This window comes from Haloprofundus salilacus (genome assembly GCF_020150815.1).
Lineage (GTDB): Archaea > Halobacteriota > Halobacteria > Halobacteriales > Haloferacaceae > Haloprofundus > Haloprofundus salilacus.
Genome location: NZ_CP083723.1, coordinates 2,688,892 through 2,705,770 on the forward strand (window position 1 = coordinate 2,688,892; position 16,879 = coordinate 2,705,770).

The following is a 16,879-nucleotide window of genomic DNA, read 5'->3' on the forward strand; positions in this document are numbered from 1 at the left end:
GATTCTCAGGGACCCCACAAAACGAGTTCGGTGCGGGCGGCGGCGAGGCGGCTGTCACTCCGGCCCGACCACTTCGACTTTGATTCCCTCCGGGTCCTCGCAGTAGAGCGCGTAGTAGCCACCGGCGTACGGGTGCCGGTCCCCGTAGAGCAGCGTCGCATCGTCGCGTTCGCGTACGCCCGCCGCGAGTTCGTCGACCTGTTCTCGGGAGGCAGCGTGGAACGCGAGGTGGTTCAATCCTGGCGCTCGGCGGTCGAACGGCGAGGCGGAGTCGTCCGCGTGGACGAGGACGACATACGTCGGTCCGTTGACCCACGACCGGCCGCCCTCCCACTCGTCTTTCGGTTCGTAGCCGAGTTCGGTCAGCAGCCACGCCCAAAATCGGGTGGACGCGTCGAGGTCAGACGCGTACAGTTCGACGTGGTGGAGGTGTCCGGTGCAGTCGGGGTCGGCGTGGTCGTAATCGCGAGTGTCGGGGTCGGTGGAGTCGTCGTTCACGGACCGACACACGGCGGGTTGCGAGAAAACATCTGCCGTGTTCGAGGCGGCCGCGACCGCCCTCGGACCGCGTCACTTTTCGCCGCCGCCGGGCGACTCGGGGTATGCAGATACGCGAAGGTGGCGTCGACATCGACGTGGCCGACTCCCGCGATGGGGCGAGCGAGGGGGCAGGCGACGGGGTGTTCTTCAACCCGACGCAGGAGCTGAACCGGGACGTGACAGTAGCGGCGCTCCGCGCGTATGAGGAACGAGAGCCACGCGCGGAGACGTACCTCGACGCGATGACCGCCAGCGGGATTCGTGCCGTGCGCGCCGCCGCCGACGGCTGGCGCGTCACCGGCGCGGACATCGATTCGGAGGCGGTCGAACTCGCGCGGGCGAACCTGGAGCGGAACGATCTGGCGGGCGAGGTACTCGAACGCAACGTCAACGCCCTCCTCTACGAAGACCGCGAGGTGTACGACGTGGTCGACATCGACCCGTTCGGCACGCCCATCCCCTTCGCGGACGCGGCGCTGTCGAACGCGCGAAATCTGGTCTGCGTCACCGCCACCGACACCGCGCCACTGTGCGGAGCGCACCAGAACAGCGGCATCCGGAAGTACTCGACGCTCCCGCAGAACACCGACTTCCACGCCGAGATGGGGCTTCGCGTCCTCCTGTCGGCGCTGATTCGCACTGCGGCGCGCTACGATATCGCCGCGAAGCCGATTCTTTCGCACGTGTCGCGCCACTACGCGCGGACGTACCTCGAACTCGACCACCGCGCGACCAGCGCCGACGCGCTCGTCGAGGAGTTGGGCTACGTCCACAGCTGCGAGGACTGTCTCACACGAAGCCACGAGTTCGGCCTGCTGTCGCACCCGCCGGAGGAGTGCCCCGCTTGCGGGAGCAATCGACTCCTCTCGGCTGGGCCGATATGGCTCGGACCGACGGCAGACAGCGAGTTCGCGCTGTCGGTTCGGTCGCACCTCGACGACGAGATGGGGACAAAGAAGCGCGCGACGCGGATGCTGTCGACCATCGCCGAGGAACTCGACGAACCGACCCACTACGACCAGCACCGACTCTGCAAGCAGTGGAACCGCTCGGCGAACGCGATGGACGAGTTCCTCTCGGACCTCCGGGTGGCGGGCTTCGAGGCGTCGCACGCGCACTACAGCGGGACGGCGTTCAAGACTAACGCGAGCGTCGCCGAGATGCGCGAGGCGACGCGGCCGGAGTGAGCCGGTCGGGTGATGGATCTGTTCGGAACCAGAGACGCAGTTTCGCGCCGTGAGACGGCCCATGGGTTACTTGTCGCAGTTTATCGACTAGTGAGACGTGTCATCGGTATCTCCCAACTCGACTGGCGGGTTCGTCGGCACCACGCGAACCGTTTTAGCAGAGGTACAGGAGCGCGAAGTGACGTTTCTGGCCGCGAGCATCTCCTACTACGCGTTCGTCTCGCTGATTCCGCTGTTGGTGCTCGCCGTCGTCCTCGCGGGTCTCGTGGGTGGCGCGGCGCTGGAGGAGGAGGTCAGATCGCTGGCCGAGCAGTATCTCGTCCCGTCAGCGCAGGGCGCAATCGACAGAGCGCTGGAAGACCAGACGTCGCAAGGAGGTATCGGAGTGGTCAGTCTCCTGCTCACGACGTGGGGTGCGCTCAAACTGTTCCGCGGCGTCGACACCGCGTTCTCGCGGGTGTACGGCTCCGAGGCCGGCGGAATCACCGACCAACTGAAGGACGGTCTCATCGTCGTCGGCGCCATCGGCGCGGGCGTCGTCGGCGTGTTCGCCGTCGGAGCAGCAGTCGCGCTGCTGCCGATTCCCTACATCGGCCTCATCAGTCCGATTCTGTTGTTCTTGACGCTCTGTGCGGCCTTCTTCCCGTTGTACTACGTCTTTCCCGACGTGGGCGTCACGCCGCGAGAGGTAGTTCCCGGAACGGTGCTCGCCGCCGTCGGGTGGTCGATTCTCGGCGCGGTGTTCGGAATCTACGCCGCGGCGTCCAGCGGCGTCGGGGGACTCCTCGGCGGGATTCTGCTCCTCCTCACCTGGTTTTACTTCGGCGGCACCATCATCCTCGTCGGCGCGGTGGTGAATGCCGTTCTCTCGAACCGTCTCACGGACCGGCAGGTACAACAGGAAGGGGACCGACAGAGAAAACCGAGCGACATGTCCGAGGAGGAGGCACGACGAGACGAAGACGTAGAACCGAGCGGCGCGCCTGACATCTCCGAACTGTCGCGTCGGGTCGAGGAACTACAGGCGGAACTCGACTCCTTTGAGTCGGACGTAAAGGAGCGAACGGTCGAGAAACCGGAGCTCGAAGCGGAGTTGAAACGCTACGTTCGCGGGCGGATGCGCCGCGGGAAAGCCCGGGGTTGGGGACCGTACCTCGTGCTGCTCTACGGGACGGTGCTGACGCTCGGCGCGTTCTACTACCTCGGCGAGGCGCCGCTGGTCGCCGTGCTGGCGATGCTCATCATCTTCCTGTCGACGCTCGGGCTCTACGTCATCTTCGTCGTCGTCGGCGTCGGTCTCAACGCGCTGGGCGTCCCGGGCCGGGCCGCAGACTGGGTCCGCAAGCGACGCTCCTAAGCGAGTCGCGCCGTAACTGCGACCAATGCGTGGATTGGGATTCACCGAGACGCTCTCGAACCTTCCGGACCCGGTCGTCGCCGCGTTCGCGCTCGTCACACAGCTCGGCGACGTGTGGTTTCTCTTCGCTACGTTCGGTCTCCTGTACCTGCTCGCCGGTGAGCGACTCGCCCGCGACCCGCGCCGGGCCGGGGCGCTGCTGGTGGCGCTCTCTATCGGCGCGTTAGCGATGACGCTCGCACTGAAGGCGCTGTTCGCGTTCCCACGGCCCCCAGACGCCGGGACGGCGTCTATCCCGCCGTGGCTGCCGCCGGCGCTGGATGCGGTGTATCTCAACGTCGCCACGGGCAGTGGTTTCGGCTTCCCGAGCGGACACGCCATCGGAACGACCGTCGCCTACGGCAGCGCGGCGGCGGTGCTCGACGTGTGGAACCGGCGGAAGCGGACGCTCGCGGCGGGGACGTTGGTCGGTCTCGTCTGTCTCGCGCGACTCGTCCTCGGCGTCCACTACCTCGTGGACGTGGCCGTCGGCGTCGCCGTCGGCGTCGCCTATCTCGCGGTAGCGCTCCGCGTCGCCAACGGCGACCCCGCCCGCGCGTTCGGCGTCGCCGCGGTCGCCGCCGCGGTCGGACTCGCGGCGGTTGTGTACAGCGGCGTTCCGTCGGAACTCGGACCGGTCGCGACGGCGCTGGGAGCGGCGATAGCCGGTGGCGTCGTGTGGCGGCGTCTCGACGCCTTCCGAACGACCGTCTCACTTCCCGTCGCCGTCGTCGGCGTCGTCCTCTCTGGGGTACCGTGGGTGGGCGCGTACCTCACGGAACCGGGACTAGTCGTCTCGTTCGTCGCGGGGGCGGCGGGCATCTCAGTTCTCGTCGCACTCCCGGCGGTCGTAGCGCGTATCGACAGCGAAAAAAGCGGCGATGGAACGTCTGGGACGGCCTGATTCGACCGTCGGCGTTCAGAACGTTTCGAGGTAGCGGTCGAGTTCCCACTGGGAGACGTCGATGCGGTACTCGTCGTACTCCTGTTTCTTCGCCTCGATGAACTTCTCGCAGATGTGGTCGCCGAGCGCGCTCTGGATGACTTCGTTCGCCTCGAGTGCGGCGACGGCCTCGCCGAGGTTCGACGGGAGCGTCTCGATGCCGTACTCCTCGCGTTTGACCTCGTCGAACTCGTAGATGTTCTCGCGGACGGGTTCGGGCGCTTCGAGACCCTTCTCGATGCCGTCGAGACCGGCGTGGATGAGTGCGGCGAACGCGAGGTACGGGTTACACGACGGGTCGGGGAAGCGCGCCTCGATGCGACTCGCCGCCGGGATGCGCGCGGCCGGCTTGCGGATGAGTGCCGAGCGGTTGCGGTCGGACCACGCCACGTAGACGGGCGCTTCGTAGCCGGGGACGAGGCGCTTGTAGCTGTTGACAGTCGGGTTGCAGATGGCGGTGATGGCGGGTGCGTGTTCGAGGATACCCTGGAGGAACTGCTTGGCCGTCTCGGAGAGGTTGAACTCGTCGTCGTCGTCGTGGAACGCGTTCTCGCCGTCTTCGAACAGCGAGAGGTGGATGTGCATCCCCGAGCCGTTGATTTTCGCGATGGGCTTAGGCATGAACGTCGCGTGGAGGTCGTGTTCGGCGGCGATGGCGCGAACGACCGTGCGGAACGTTCCGACGTTGTCGGCCGTCGTCAACGCGTCGTCGTACTCGAAGTTGATCTCGTGCTGACCTTCGGCGACTTCGTGGTGGCTGGCTTCGATCTCGAAGCCCATCGACTCGAGACCGTAGATGATGTCACGACGGACGTCGGAGGCGAGATCTTTCGGCGCGAGGTCGAAGTAGCCGCCGGCGTCGTTGGTCTTCGTCGTCGCGCGGCCCTCCTCATCCTCCTCGAAGAGGAAGAACTCGGGTTCGGGGGCGGCGTTGATCTCGTAGCCCATCTCCTCGGCGCGGGCGATGGCCCTTTTGAGGACGTGGCGAGGGTCGCCTTCGAACGGTTCGCCCGTGGAAGTGTTAATGACGTCGCAGATGAGGCGGGCCGACGCGCCGCCCTCGTGTTGCCGCCACGGCAGAATCGCGAACGTCGTCGGGTCCGGCTTGAGACGCATGTCGGACTCCTGGATGCGGACGAACCCTTCGATGCTCGACCCGTCGAAGTAGATGCCTTCGGTGAACGCCTTCTCGGCCTGCGTGGCCGGGACGGCGACGTTCTTCACCGTACCGAGAATATCAGTGAACTGGAGGCGGAGGAAATCGACGTTCTTCGACTCGATTTCGTCGATGACATGCTGTGCCTCGGTGCTCAACCCTCCGTCTGGAGATGCGTTTTCGTCCGTCATGTTTCTGGACAGGCTATGCGTGTACACCCAGTATAAAGACGTTATCGCTTACCGCAAAACACCCGCCATCGAGCTATAATTGGATATTCGTTAAATTCTAATGTCCCCAGTGTGTGCGTGGGTGTAATGACGTACGAAAACCTCGACGCAAAACTCATCAATGCACTGCTCGGCGACGGACGCGCGAGCCTCCGCAGTCTCGCCGAAGAACTCGACGTATCGGTGACGACCATCTCGAATCACCTCCGTGACCTGGAGGCGGAGGGCGTCGTCGAAGGCTACACGCCCGTCGTCAACTACGACGCGCTGGGGTACGACGTGACGGCGGTCATCCAGTTGAAAGTCGAAGGGAGCGCGCTCCCCGACATCACCGAGCGCCTGCAGGAACAGAAGCAGATGATCTCGGTGTACGAAGTGACGGGCGACTACGACGTCATCGCCATCGGCAAGTTCACCGACACCGACGGCATGAACAGGCAGATCAAGGAGTTGCTCACCGACACCGACATCCGCGAGTCGAACACGAGCGTCGTGCTCAACGCCGTCGTCGAGAACCAGCAGTTCGAACTCGACGTCGACGAGTAGGCGCGACTCCTTCTTCGGCGCAAATACCGCGTACACTACGTCGAGCGTGAGCGACGGGAGACACCCGCGAGTCCGCAGACAGCCTGTGCGAACGCGGCACGCCGAGTGTGTGGGCGAACTCCGCGAAGAGCTATCTCGTCGCGGCACTAATTCGTATGTTCGTATGACATACGCAGAATCAGCGAGAGAGACGAACACGAGCCGCTTCGAGCGAATCGTCGGCGAGGTCTGGTCCGGCGACTTCTCAGCGTACAACGATCTGTTCGCCGCCGACGCGGTAGTCCACACCCCGTTCGGCACGTTCGAAGGGCGCACCGCCTACCGGACGTACCTCGAAGAGAGTCTCGGGGTCGTCCCAGACTTCGAGGCCGACCTCGACGAGGTGTTCGAAGCCGGTGAAACGGTCGCCGGACGGTTCACCCAGCGTGGAACGCAGACCGGGGCGGCCGCGAGCGCGGGACTTCCCGCGACCGGTAACTCCTTCGAGCTACCGGGGTCGAACTTCGCCCAGTTCGAGGACGGTCGGTGCGTCGAGATGTGGACTATCTGGGACCGCATGGAGTTTCTCGACCAGCTCGGGCTCTTTCCCGACTCACCCCGAGCGTTCGCCCGTCTCCTGGGACTGCGGCTACGCTCTCGTCTCGGGAGTCGACGAAGTGACCGCTCTCGTCACGGAGCCGCGTAATCTCGCGACGGACCGCGTTTCGTTCCCCGAGCCCGTTCCGAGACGGACGCCGTCACCGGGAGGCGCGCGAGTCGATTCTACCAGTTCCTCCTTTTACCCGCTCACTAGCGTTCGCTCGTGAAATCTGGACCAAAAACAGCGTGGCCCTACTCGAAGTCGTCCTCGAAGACGAAGGTGCCGTTGCGCTGGACGACTTCGCCGTCGACTTCGATGGTCGAGTTCTCGCTCATGTCGACGATCATGTCGACGTGCTCGGCAGATTCGTTGAGGTCGTTCTCCTCGCCGACACACTCCTCGTAAGCGCTGCCGACGGCCATGTGGACCGAGTCGCCCATCTTCTCGTCGAACAGCATGTTGTAGGTGAACTGGTCGATGGCGCGGTTCATCCCGATGCCGAGTTCGCCGAGGTAGCGCGACCCCTCGTCGGTGTCGAGGATGCTCGTCAACAGCTCCTCGTTGCGCTCGGCGCTGTGGGAGACGACTTTGCCCTCTTCGAATTTCAGGCGCGCGCCCTCGATTTCGCGGCCGTAGCGGTACAGCGGCATGTCGAAGTGGACGTCGCCCTCGACGCTGTCTTTGACGGGTGCAGTAAACACCTCGCCGCCGGGGAGGTTCGCCTCGCCGTAGTCGTTGATGGTCTCGTTGCCCGCCAGACTCATCGTGAGATCCGTCTCCTCGCCCGAGCGGATGTGCACCTCGTCGGCGTCGTTCATGATGTCGACCATCTGCTGTTGGAACTCCCGCTGGGCGTCCCAGTCGAGCGTGACGGCGTCCCAGACGAAGTTCTCGTAGCCCTCGGTGCTCATCCCCGCGAGCTGGGCGTGGCCGGCCGTCGGGTACTGCGTGAGACACCACGTCTTCGAGAGTCGCTCGTGGAGTACCTCCTGTTCGGCCCGCCGGAACGCGGCGTTCGTCTCGGGGTCCACGTCGGCTTTCTCGGAGACGTTGCCGCCGCTTCGCGCGACGATGTAGACGTCCATCTCTTCGTAGAGGGCGAGTTTGTGCGCGGGGGTGTCGAAGTCGTCCTCGCGCGCGCGGATGAACGCGCGCTCGGCGCGGTCGGAGTTCGCGAGGTAGATGGGGTTCGCGCCGCGGTCGCCGATGAGTTCGTGGAGCGCGACGGCGAGGTCCTCGGCCTCGCTCGGCATGTGGACGACGACGTCGTCGCCTGCCTGGATGTCCGTCGAGTGGTCGACGATGGTCTGTGCGTGTTCGCGGATGCGCGGGTCCATGGCTCGGGGGTTCTTCTGGCGGGTGGATACGGTTTTCGGAGTTGTCGCATTGGTTTCGTGATTCTTCTGAAGTGAGTGGGCAATGGAGAGACGACACGACGGAACCCAGGAGTGGGAATGCTGATTCCTGCTGCCAGGCGCACCGAGAGACCGCACAGCACCGCACCACGTCCACCCCAGCCGATTCGCTCGTCGTTTTCACTCCCCCGTTTCCGCCACCACCGACTATTTCTCTGTGCGCGGGTATCGCCGACACGTGATAGACCTCCGCAGCGACACAGTCACGAAGCCGAGCGAGGAGATGCGCGAGGCTGCCCGCGACGCCGACGTCGGCGACGACGTCTACCGCGACGACCCGACCGTCAACGAACTCGAACGCCGCGCCGCCGACCTCGTCGACAAGGAGGCGGCCCTGTACGTCCCTTCGGGAACGATGGGCAACCAGATAGCCATCCGCGTCCACACCGAGCGCGGCCAGGAACTGCTCTGCGACGAGGAGGCCCACGTCGTCAAGTGGGAACTCGGCGGCATCGCTCAGTTGTCACATTTGCAAGTCCGGACCATCGACTGCGGCGAGCGCTGCGTTCCGACGCCCGAGCAAATCCGCGAGCGCTACGTCGAAGAGGACCTCCACCGACCCGGTACTGGCCTGTTGACGCTCGAAAACACGCACAACAGTCGCGGCGGAGTCGCCGTTTCCAAAGAGGATATCGACGCTACGGCGGAAGCCGCCCACGACCTCGGTGTGCCGGTCCACCTCGACGGCGCGCGCGTGTTCAACGCCGCCGTCTCCCTCGACGAGGACCCGACGGCACTCGTCGAAAACGTCGACAGCGTGATGTTCTGTCTCTCGAAGGGACTCGGCGCGCCCGTCGGGTCGATACTCGCCGGCGACGAGGAGTACATCGACCGCGCCCGACGAACGAGAAAGCTGCTCGGCGGCGGCATGCGGCAGGCGGGTATCATCGCCGCACCCGGCCTTTTGGCGCTCGAAAACGTCGATCGCCTCGCCGAGGACCACGAGAACGCCAGAACGCTCGCGTCAGAACTCGATGCCCTCGACGGACTCAGCGCGCCGACGCCCGACTCGAACATCGTCGTCGTCGACGTGGGCGGAGCGGGACTCACCGCGAACAAGTTCGTCGACGCTTGCGTCGACGAGGGCGTCGCCTGCGGCGCGTTCGGGGAGACGACCGTCCGACTCTGCACGAACTGGGACGTCTCGGCCGCCGACGTGGACGAGGCGGTCGACCGCATCGCCGCAGCGGTCGAGTCGGCGTAAAATCGGGGGGGAGAGGCGCTTTCTGTTCAGAGTTCGTCGGCGTCCTCGCCCGTATCGTCGGTGACGAAGTGGAAGCACGCCCCACCTTCCGAGCTCTCGCAGACGGTGACCGACCAGTCGTGCGCCTCGGCGACGGTCCGGACGATGTAGAGACCGACGCCGATGCCGTCGCCGCCGGTCGAAAAGCCCTGCTCGAAGACGCGTTCGCGGTCGGCGGCGGCGACGCCGGGACCGTCGTCGGCGACGAAGAAGCCGTCGTTGACGGAGCCGACGGTGACGGAGACCGCCTCCCCGGCGTGTTCGACCGCGTTGCGAAAGAGGTTCTCGAACAGTTCTCGCAGTCGGCTCTCGTCGGCGTCGACCGGTATCGCCTCGTCGACGCGAAGCGTAGCGTCGGCGGTGTCGACGCCGCTCCACGCGGTTCGGGCGACGGTGGCGGCGTCGAGCGGCGTGCGTTCTTCGACGGTTCGGCCCGCCCGCGCCAGCGACAGCAGGTCGTCGATGAGATCGTCCATCCGGCCGAGTGAGCGCTCGACCGCATCGAACGACTCCTCCGAACCGCTCTCGCGCAGAAGCGAGAGGTGGCCGACGGCGACCGACAGCGGATTGCGGAGGTCGTGCGAGACGATGTGAGCGAACTCCTCTAACTGCTCGTTCTGTCTGGCGAGGCGCTTCTCGCGACGGGTCCGCTCGGTGATGTCGGTGTAGATGGCGAACCCGGCGACGTTCGTCTCGCCGATAGCGAGCGGAACGACGTGCAGGAGGAACTCGCGCGGCCCATCGCTTGTGAGACGCCGACACTCGCTGCGGAGGCTCTCGCCGTCCTGAAGCCGCTGGTTGAGCCGCGAGGCGGAGTTACGGTCCCGCTCGTCGTCGGCGACGAGGTACTCGTCGACGTTCTCGCCGACGATGGCCTCGGCGTCGTAGCCGAACGTCTCCTCGAACGCCGAGTTGACGCGGCGGACGATGGGGTCGCCGTCGACGAACTCGTAGGCGACGGCGGCGTCGGGGACGTTCTCGAACAACGCGCTGAACCGGTCCCGCTCGGCGGTGAGTTCCCGCTCTCGCGCGCGAAGCGCCCGTTCGGAGGCGATTCGCGACTGCGTCGTGCGGACGTACGAGACCAGAATCTCGGCGAACTCCAGGTCCTGTTCGTCGAACGCGCCGGGCGTCGCCGACAGCGCCTGAAACACGCCCGCGTCGCCGATGGGGATGCTGAGCGCCGCGCGGTAGCCGTTGTCGACGGGGTCGGCTCGCTCGTCGTCTAACAGGTCTTCGACGAGAAACGACCGGCTTTCGAGCAGCGTTCGACCGGTGATACCGTGGTCGGAGGGGATGGAAGCGACGTCCCACGGCGGCGTGCGTTCGGACTCCGCGCGAACGACGAACCGGTCGTTTTCGACCGTTCGGACGTAACACGAGTCGAGCGAGAGGACGTTTTCGGCGGTCGCAATCGTGCGTCGATACAGTTCGTCTTCGTCCGCACACCCGACGAGTTCCGTCGTCGCCTCGTGGAGTCGGGTGATATCTTCACGCCGTTGTCGCAGCGCCTCCTCCGAGCGGATACGCGACAGCGTCTCCGTCGCGTACGTCACCAACAACTCGGCGAGGTTGAGGTCCGTCTCGTCGAACGCATTGGTCTGTGTCGCGATCGCCTGAAAGACGGCGTCGTCGCCGAGGGCGACGCTGAGGCCCGACCGGTACGTCGGTTCCGACGGTTCGGCCAGCGGGTGCGACTGCAGGTCGTCGACGATGAACGAGTTGCCGGTCCGGTACGTCTCGCCGGCGATACCCCGCGACAGCGGGAGCACGTCGACGTGCGCCGACGGCGGCTGTATCGCCTTCGGGACGACGGCGTCGGTGTTGCCGTCGGCGGCAACGCCGGGTTCCGACGGTTCGGTCGGCAAATCGGGTTCGACGACGCCGACGTAGCAGGTGTCGAACGCTAGAATCCGGCGCGCGATGTCGACTGTCGATTCGTACAGTTCGTTGGCGGTACGGGCGGCGATGAGCGACGCCGCTCCGTTGTGCAACTGCGCGATTCGGCGACGTTCGCTGCCGCTGTTTCGGCGCATCGCCCACCGAATCTGCGTCGGGAGCGTCGTCGGATCGGACGCGGAGACGAACGCATCGTATCGGTGGGGGCTGTCGACATTCTCCGGCGGGTCGTCCGTACAGAGCACGGTCGGGACCGAACGCGCAGCGTGTGGGGAGTCGAACGCGCCGACGAAAACGAGACAGTCGACGTCGGCGAGATTCGCACCGGTGTCGTCGGGGGTAGAGCGTCGAACCGTGAGCGTGTCGTCGGCGTCGAGAACTGTTTCGATGTCCTCGACGACGGTGTCTCCCACGAGGAGTACCCGAACCGACGAGTTTGGAACCATATGAAATCGTATTAGCTGTGCGTGTCTCAGCACCAATATAACAATTCCGAATAATATCAGGGGTACGAGAAATACTCATAGAAGGGAGCTCGTACAGAGAGAACGACGTTTACAGCCGTTAGAAGGCGCAAAATCGACAATCAGGCGCGGTGTTTGGCGGGCGGGTCACCCCACTGCGACGAACGACGCGTTCAGTCGCCAAATCTCGAAGTTGAGGACGGCCGCGAACGACGCCCAAAGGAGATACGGGACGAGAAGCGCCGCCGCGCGGCGGTCGACGCGGGCGAACAGTGCAACGGTGACAGCGAGAGCGACCCAGAGCGCGACGATGACGCCGAGCGCGACCAGCGGCATCTGAAGCGTGAAGAACGCGGGCGTCCACGCGAGATTGAGCACGAACTGCCCGGCGAAGGCGGCGTAGGCGGCGCGGACGTTCGAGGAGCGACGGCGCTCCCACAGCAGCCAGAGGGCGATCCCCTGCAGCGTGAACAGCGCCGTCCAGACGACGGCAAAGGTTACAGAAGGCGGGTAGAACCACGGTTTTTCGAGCGACGCGAACCACGCCGTGTCCGGGCCGGCGAACAGCGCCGGCGCCGCGCCGACGACGTTGACGAGGACGACGAACCCGAGCGCCGTGGCGAGCGAGCGTCCGTCCGGAAGCGTTCGGATCTGTGTGCTCTCCATAGTCGCTGTGATGCGCGCCGGAGCCCTAACGTTTCTCCCGACAAATCGGCGGCAAGAGACCGCCAGTCGTTCCCGAACCCTTTTAGCCGGTCATGGGCCAAACAGAACCAATGAGCAGTCTCGAATCGGAGTATCGCCTCGACTATTTCGAGGAGAACGACTTCGAGCGCAAGGAGTGCGTCTCCTGCGGTGCCCACTTCTGGACGCGGGACCACGACCGCGAGACGTGCGGCGAACCGCCGTGCGACGAGTATAGTTTCATCGGTGACCCCGGTTTCGCCGAGTCGCACACGATGGAGGAGATGCGCGAGGAGTTCCTCTCCTTCTTCGAGGAGAACGGCCACACGCGCATCGAACCGTACCCGGTCGCGGCGAACCGCTGGCGCGACGACGTGTTGTTGACGCAGGCGTCCATCTACGACTTCCAACCACTCGTCACCTCGGGCGAGACGCCGCCGCCGGCGAACCCGCTCTGCATCAGCCAGCCCTGCATCCGGATGCAGGACATCGACAACGTCGGCAAGACGGGCCGCCACACCATGGCGTTCGAGATGATGGCCCACCACGCGTTCAACGCCCGCAAGGAGGTAGGCGACGAGTACGCCTACGAGGGAGAGGTGTACTGGAAGGACGAGACGGTCAAGTACTGCGACGAGTTCTTCGAGAGCCTCGGCGCGAACATCGAGGAGATAACGTACATCGAGGACCCGTGGGTCGGCGGCGGCAACGCCGGACCCGCGATCGAAGTCATCTACAAGGGCGCGGAGCTGGCGACGCTCGTCTTCATGTCGATGGAACAGGATCCCGACGGCGAGTACGAACTCAAAGACGGAAATCGCTACTCGCCGATGGACACGTACATCGTCGACACCGGGTACGGTCTCGAGCGCTGGACGTGGATGAGTCAGGGGACGCCGACGGTGTACGAGGCCGTCTACCCCGACATGATTCGGTTCCTGAAGGAGAACGCGGGCATCGACCACACCGACGAGGAGGAGGAACTCGTCCACCGCGCCGCCAAACTGGCGGGCGCCATGGACATCGACGAGGCCGAAGACATGAAGACGGCGCGCTCGGACATCGCGACCCGACTCGACGTCGACGCCGCGGAACTGACGACGCTGATGCGCCCGCTCGAAGATATCTACGCCATCGCCGACCACTGTCGGACGCTCGCGTACATGTTCGGCGACGGCATCGTCCCCTCGAACGTCGGGACGGGCTACCTCTCGCGGATGGTGCTGCGCCGGACCAAACGGCTCGTCGACAACGTCGGCGTCGACGCGCCGCTCGACGAACTCGTCGACATGCAGGCCAAGCGCCTCGGCTACGAGAACCGCGACACGATTCGCGACATCGTCCGGACCGAGGAGCGCAAGTACAGGGAGACGCTCGACCGCGGCGGCCGACGCGTCCGGCAGTTGGCCGAGGAGTTCGCCGAGACGGGCGAGCAGATTCCGACGCACGAACTCATCGAACTGTACGACAGCCACGGCATCCAGCCCGACATGGTGCGGGAGATAGCCGACGAGCGGGACGTCGACGTGGATATTCCCGACAACTTCTACTCGCTTGTCGCCGCGCGCCACGACACGCCCCAGCAGAACGAGGAGGCGACCGAACGCGACGAACGGCTCGCGGACCTCCCGGAAACGGAGCGACTCTACTACGACGACCAAGAGCGGTCGGAGTTCGAAGCTGTCGTCCTCGACGTGTTCGAGCGCGAGGACGGCTACGACGTGGTGTTGGACCAGACGATGTTCTACCCCGAGGGCGGCGGGCAGCCCGCCGACCACGGCATCATCACCTCCGAAGACGGCTCCGTCGACGTGACCGACGTGCAACGTCGCGACGGCGTCATCCTCCACCGGACCGACGCGGACCCCGGCAAGGGCGAGTTCGTCCGCGGACAGGTCGACATGGAGCGTCGCCGCAGTCTAATGCAGCACCACACCGCGACGCACATCGTCGGCTACGCGGCCCGAGAGGTCGTCGGCGACCACGTCCGGCAGGCGGGCGCGCAAAAAGGCGTCGACAGGTCGCGCTTCGACATCACCCACTACGAGCGTCTCACGCGCGAGCAGGTCGAGGAGATAGAGCGCGTCGCCAACAGCCTCGTTCGGGACAACATCCCGGTGAAACAGGAGTGGCCCGACCGCAACGACGCCCAGGAGAAGTACGGCTTCGACCTCTACCAGGGCGGCATCCCGCCGGGTGAGCAGATTCGGCTCATCCAGGTCGCCGACGACATACAGGCCTGCGGCGGCACCCACGTCAAGCGGACCGGCGACATCGGCACCATCAAAATCCTCTCGACGGAACCGGTGCAGGACGGCGTCGAGCGAATCGTCTTCGCCGCGGGCGACGCCGCGATTCGCGCGACGCAGGAGACGGAGAACTCGCTGTACGACGCGGCCGAGGAGCTCGACGTAAACCCCGAGGATGTTCCCGAGACGGCCGAGCGGTTCTTCACCGAGTGGAAGGAGCGCGGCAAGCAGATAAACCGCCTCAAGGAGGAGCTCGCCGAGGCGCGCGCCGCGGCCGACGCCGAGGAGATAGACGTCGGCGGGACTCCGGCCGTCGTCCAGCGGCTCGACGGCGACACCGACGAGCTCCGCGCGACGGCCAACGCGCTCTCCGAGGACGGGAAAGTCGCCGTGCTCGGCAGCGGCGCGGGCGGCAGCGCCCAGTTCGTCGTGAGCGTCCCCGACGGCGTCGGCATCAACGCCGGCGAAGTCGTCGGCGAACTCGCCGGGATGGTCGGCGGCGGCGGCGGCGGCCCAGCCAACTTCGCACAAGGCGGCGGCCCGAATACCGGCGAACTCGACGAGGCGCTCGAAAAAGCGCCGGACGTGCTTCGGAACGTCCTGAACGCGTAGGCGAACGGAACGGACGTTCCGTCTTCGACGGTTCGCAGACGCAACGCTGACGGTGTCGACGACCAAGGAGTCGACAATGGCTACTGCAACGAACGGCGGCGTCTCGCTCTACTACGACACCGACGGCGAGGGAGAAACGGTCGCCTTCGTTGGCGACGCGGGCTACGGCGCGTGGCAGTGGGGCTGGCAACACGCCGTCGTCGCCGGCCCCTTCGAGAGTCTCGTCTACGATCAGCGCGGCGTCGGACGGTCGGACACACCCGACGGCCCGTACACCGTCGGCGAACTGGCGCAGGACCTCGAAGTCGTCCTCGCAGACCGCGGCGTCCGGAAGGCGCACCTCGTCGGCGCGGGGTTGGGCGGGATGGTCGCGCTCCAGGCGGCGCTCTCGTCGAACCGCGTCGCGAGTCTGACGCTTCTGGCCACCGCCGCGGCGGGTGCGGACCTCGAGTTGGGGACACTGTACGGGGACCCGACGGATCGCGACGACCTCCGGCGTGTGACGGAAGCGGCGCTCTCCGAGGAGTTCGTGAGCGAGCAACCGGAGGTCGTCGACCAGATCGCAGCGTGGCGCGCCGACGACGACGCGTCGCCGCGCGCGTGGGAAGCGCAGGCGGCCGCGGTCGATCAGTTCGACGTGAGCGACCGACTGTACGAGGTGACGACACCGGCGCTCGTGCTGCACGGGACGGCAGATTCGACGTGGCCGATCGAACGGGGACGAAAACTCGCCGACGGTCTCCCGCACGGCACGTTCGGCGCCGTCGACGGCACGGGCCACCTCGTCGGCGTCGAAGCGTCGAAGGACGTGAACGACCAACTGCTGGCGTTTCTTGAGGAGCAGGCCGACGCGGAGTACCTGTAGCTGGAGACGACAGACGGCGGCAGGATTCGCCCCGACGCAACGCCTTTCACCCCCGAGGAACTGATTTCCAGCATGAGCGGACTTCGCTTCGCGCTTCTCGACGCCTCTCACGGCACCGGTAGTACCAGACGGAACTTCAGACGCGAACTCAACGCGGACCTCGTCGAGTTCGCCGCCAGCGAGGGCGAACTCCCCGACGATTACGAGTACGACGGTGTCGTCGTCACCGGCTCTCGGGCCTCCGTCTACTGGGACGAGGCGTGGATTCCGCCGCTCGTCGACTACGTCGCCGACGCCGCGGAGCGGGGAGTTCCGGTTCTCGGCGTCTGCTACGGCCACCAGGTGCTCGCGGAGGCACTCGGCGGCCGCGTCGGCGGGATGGACGAGTTCGAGATCGGCTACAACGAGGTCGAACACCTCGAGAACGACCCGCTGTTCGACGGCATCGAAGAGCGCTTCACCGTCTTCACGACTCACGGCGACGCCGTCCTCGAACTGCCGCCGGGTGCGGAACTGCTGGCGAAAAACGAGTTCGGCGTCCACGCCTTCCGGAAGGGCAACAGCTACGGCGTGCAGTTCCACCCCGAGTACGACGTGGAAACGGCCCGCGAAGTGACCGACGGCAAGCGCGAACGCCTCGGCGACGACCGGGTCGACGAGGTGCTCGCGAACATCACGACTGAGCAGTTCGACGCCGCCTGCGAAGCCAAGCAGTTGTTCGACAACTTCGTCGCGCACGCCGAGCGCGTCCGCGAGGAGCGGGCGCGGTCGGTGGAAGTCTGAGTGGCGAACTGAAGCCAGATTCGGCGAGTTGATGCCGTACTCGGGGATTTGATGCCAGATTCGGCACCGAATCGTCGGTCGTGCGAA

The 16,879-nt window shown here is 65.7% G+C and carries 14 protein-coding genes; 9 read left to right on the plus strand and 5 right to left on the minus strand.

Annotated features, from left to right (window positions below; all coding sequences use genetic code 11):
- Positions 1-54: 54 nt before the first annotated feature.
- A complete protein-coding gene (locus LAQ58_RS13915) occupies positions 55-498 on the minus strand; it encodes a VOC family protein (RefSeq protein WP_224448045.1) in 444 nt (147 codons plus the stop codon).
- A gap of 104 nt (positions 499-602) precedes the next feature.
- On the opposite strand from LAQ58_RS13915, the gene LAQ58_RS13920 reads away from it, so the two are divergent.
- The 3 genes from LAQ58_RS13920 (at position 603) to LAQ58_RS13930 (ending at position 4,027) form a co-directional block, all read left to right on the plus strand.
- Positions 603-1,727 (plus strand): tRNA (guanine(26)-N(2))-dimethyltransferase, encoded by a 1,125-nt coding sequence (locus LAQ58_RS13920; protein WP_224448046.1) that lies wholly within the window; start codon positions 603-605, stop codon positions 1,725-1,727.
- Positions 1,728-1,824: 97 nt separating this feature from the next.
- Complete coding sequence (locus tag LAQ58_RS13925) at positions 1,825-3,084, plus strand: YihY/virulence factor BrkB family protein (RefSeq protein ID WP_224448047.1); 1,260 nt, start codon at positions 1,825-1,827, stop codon at positions 3,082-3,084.
- A gap of 25 nt (positions 3,085-3,109) precedes the next feature.
- Positions 3,110-4,027 (plus strand): phosphatase PAP2 family protein, encoded by a 918-nt coding sequence (locus LAQ58_RS13930; RefSeq protein ID WP_224448048.1) that lies wholly within the window; start codon positions 3,110-3,112, stop codon positions 4,025-4,027.
- Positions 4,028-4,042: 15 nt separating this feature from the next.
- On the opposite strand, the gene glnA is transcribed toward LAQ58_RS13930, so the two are convergent.
- Positions 4,043-5,413 (minus strand): type I glutamate--ammonia ligase, encoded by a 1,371-nt coding sequence (gene glnA / locus LAQ58_RS13935; protein ID WP_224448049.1) that lies wholly within the window; start codon positions 5,411-5,413, stop codon positions 4,043-4,045.
- Between the two features lie 126 nt (positions 5,414-5,539).
- On the opposite strand from glnA, the gene lrp reads away from it, so the two are divergent.
- Positions 5,540-5,998 (plus strand): HTH-type transcriptional regulator Lrp, encoded by a 459-nt coding sequence (gene lrp, locus LAQ58_RS13940; RefSeq protein WP_224448050.1) that lies wholly within the window; start codon positions 5,540-5,542, stop codon positions 5,996-5,998.
- 163 nt (positions 5,999-6,161) lie between these two features.
- On the plus strand, positions 6,162-6,683 hold the full coding sequence (locus LAQ58_RS13945; RefSeq protein WP_224448051.1) for an ester cyclase: 522 nt from the start codon (positions 6,162-6,164) through the stop codon (positions 6,681-6,683).
- A 146-nt stretch (positions 6,684-6,829) separates the two neighbouring features.
- On the opposite strand, the gene LAQ58_RS13950 is transcribed toward LAQ58_RS13945, so the two are convergent.
- Positions 6,830-7,915, minus strand: a complete 1,086-nt coding sequence (locus tag LAQ58_RS13950; RefSeq protein ID WP_224448052.1) for an aminopeptidase — start codon at positions 7,913-7,915, stop codon at positions 6,830-6,832.
- Positions 7,916-8,171: 256 nt separating this feature from the next.
- Here LAQ58_RS13950 and LAQ58_RS13955 point away from each other — a divergent pair, with 256 nt between their 5' ends.
- Positions 8,172-9,197, plus strand: coding sequence for a threonine aldolase family protein (locus LAQ58_RS13955; RefSeq protein ID WP_224448053.1), 1,026 nt, complete (start codon positions 8,172-8,174; stop codon positions 9,195-9,197).
- A gap of 26 nt (positions 9,198-9,223) precedes the next feature.
- Here LAQ58_RS13955 and LAQ58_RS13960 read toward each other — a convergent pair whose 3' ends face one another.
- Both LAQ58_RS13960 and LAQ58_RS13965 read right to left on the minus strand, forming a co-directional pair.
- Complete coding sequence (locus LAQ58_RS13960; protein ID WP_224448054.1) at positions 9,224-11,548, minus strand: GAF domain-containing protein; 2,325 nt, start codon at positions 11,546-11,548, stop codon at positions 9,224-9,226.
- Positions 11,549-11,746: 198 nt separating this feature from the next.
- On the minus strand, positions 11,747-12,265 hold the full coding sequence (locus LAQ58_RS13965; RefSeq protein ID WP_224448055.1) for a TspO/MBR family protein: 519 nt from the start codon (positions 12,263-12,265) through the stop codon (positions 11,747-11,749).
- A gap of 110 nt (positions 12,266-12,375) precedes the next feature.
- Between LAQ58_RS13965 and alaS the strand changes: the two genes are divergently transcribed.
- The 3 genes from alaS to LAQ58_RS13980 all read left to right on the plus strand — a co-directional run bounded on the left by alaS (position 12,376) and on the right by LAQ58_RS13980 (position 16,792).
- A complete protein-coding gene (gene alaS, locus LAQ58_RS13970; RefSeq protein WP_224448056.1) occupies positions 12,376-15,144 on the plus strand; it encodes an alanine--tRNA ligase in 2,769 nt (922 codons plus the stop codon).
- A gap of 76 nt (positions 15,145-15,220) precedes the next feature.
- On the plus strand, positions 15,221-16,009 hold the full coding sequence (locus tag LAQ58_RS13975) for an alpha/beta fold hydrolase (protein WP_224448057.1): 789 nt from the start codon (positions 15,221-15,223) through the stop codon (positions 16,007-16,009).
- A 72-nt stretch (positions 16,010-16,081) separates the two neighbouring features.
- The gene (locus LAQ58_RS13980; protein ID WP_224448058.1) at positions 16,082-16,792 is read left to right on the plus strand and encodes a type 1 glutamine amidotransferase; all 711 of its coding nucleotides are present in this window, start codon (positions 16,082-16,084) and stop codon (positions 16,790-16,792) included.
- The last annotated feature ends 87 nt before the right edge of the window (positions 16,793-16,879 follow it).

Excerpts from the sequence above, each read along its gene's own strand:
- LAQ58_RS13945 (WP_224448051.1), top strand. The coding sequence starts at position 6,162 with ATGACATACGCAGAATCAGCGAGAGAGACGAACACGAGCCGCTTCGAG.
- LAQ58_RS13920 (WP_224448046.1), top strand. The coding sequence starts at position 603 with ATGCAGATACGCGAAGGTGGCGTCGACATCGACGTGGCCGACTCCCGC.
- alaS (WP_224448056.1), top strand. The coding sequence starts at position 12,376 with ATGAGCAGTCTCGAATCGGAGTATCGCCTCGACTATTTCGAGGAGAAC.
- LAQ58_RS13950 (WP_224448052.1), bottom strand. The coding sequence starts at position 7,915 with ATGGACCCGCGCATCCGCGAACACGCACAGACCATCGTCGACCACTCG.
- LAQ58_RS13965 (WP_224448055.1), bottom strand. The coding sequence starts at position 12,265 with ATGGAGAGCACACAGATCCGAACGCTTCCGGACGGACGCTCGCTCGCC.
- LAQ58_RS13980 (WP_224448058.1), top strand. The coding sequence starts at position 16,082 with ATGAGCGGACTTCGCTTCGCGCTTCTCGACGCCTCTCACGGCACCGGT.
- LAQ58_RS13930 (WP_224448048.1), top strand. The coding sequence starts at position 3,110 with ATGCGTGGATTGGGATTCACCGAGACGCTCTCGAACCTTCCGGACCCG.
- LAQ58_RS13975 (WP_224448057.1), top strand. The coding sequence starts at position 15,221 with ATGGCTACTGCAACGAACGGCGGCGTCTCGCTCTACTACGACACCGAC.
- lrp (WP_224448050.1), top strand. The coding sequence starts at position 5,540 with ATGACGTACGAAAACCTCGACGCAAAACTCATCAATGCACTGCTCGGC.
- glnA (WP_224448049.1), bottom strand. The coding sequence starts at position 5,413 with ATGACGGACGAAAACGCATCTCCAGACGGAGGGTTGAGCACCGAGGCA.